The 1,031-nt window shown below is 70.0% G+C and carries 1 protein-coding gene; it reads left to right on the forward strand.

Going from position 1 to position 1,031, the window contains the following annotated elements; all coding sequences use genetic code 11:
* Position 1: 1 nt before the first annotated feature.
* Positions 2–1,031 (forward strand): flavodoxin-dependent (E)-4-hydroxy-3-methylbut-2-enyl-diphosphate synthase (gene ispG, locus ABZ261_RS29500; protein ID WP_356864392.1); only part of this gene is annotated, 1,030 nt, incomplete at its 3' end.

Raw genomic sequence — 1,031 nt, forward strand, 5'->3', positions numbered from 1 at the left:
GATCCAGGTCGGCAGCGTGGCGGTCGGCGGGGACGCGCCCGTCTCGGTGCAGTCGATGACGACGACCCGCACCTCCGACGTGGGCGCCACCTTGCAGCAGATCGCGGAGCTGACCGCGTCCGGCTGCCAGATCGTCCGTGTCGCCTGCCCCACCCAGGACGACGCGGACGCCCTTGCGACCATCGCCCGCAAGTCGCAGATCCCGGTGATCGCGGACATCCACTTCCAGCCCAAGTACGTCTTCGCCGCGATCGAGGCCGGCTGCGCGGCGGTGCGGGTGAACCCGGGCAACATCAAGCAGTTCGACGACAAGGTCAAGGAGATCGCCCGGGCCGCGAACGACCACGGCACCCCGATCCGCATCGGTGTCAACGCCGGCTCCCTGGACAGGCGCCTGCTGCAGAAGTACGGCAGGGCGACCCCGGAGGCGCTGGTGGAGTCGGCGCTGTGGGAGGCGTCGCTGTTCGAGGAGCACGGCTTCCGCGACATCAAGATCTCCGTCAAGCACAACGACCCGGTCGTCATGATCGAGGCCTACCGGCAGCTGGCCGAGCAGTGCGACTACCCGCTGCACCTGGGCGTCACCGAGGCGGGCCCCGCCTTCCAGGGCACCATCAAGTCGGCCGTCGCCTTCGGCGCCCTGCTCTCCCAGGGCATCGGCGACACCATCCGCGTCTCCCTCTCCGCGCCGCCGGTGGAGGAGGTCAAGGTCGGCCTGCAGATCCTGCAGTCGCTGGGGCTGCGGCAGCGCGGCCTGGAGATCGTCTCCTGCCCCTCCTGCGGGCGCGCCCAGGTGGACGTCTACAAGCTCGCCGAAGAGGTCACCGCCGGGCTGACCGGCATGGAGGTCCCGCTGCGCGTCGCCGTCATGGGCTGCGTCGTCAACGGCCCCGGCGAGGCCCGCGAGGCCGACCTCGGCGTCGCCTCCGGCAACGGCAAGGGCCAGATCTTCGTCAAGGGCGAGGTCATCAAGACCGTCCCCGAGTCGAAGATCGTCGAGACCCTGATCGAGGAGGCCATGAAGCTCGCCG

This window comes from Streptomyces sp. NPDC006193, from assembly GCF_040613915.1.
Lineage (GTDB): Bacteria > Actinomycetota > Actinomycetes > Streptomycetales > Streptomycetaceae > Streptomyces.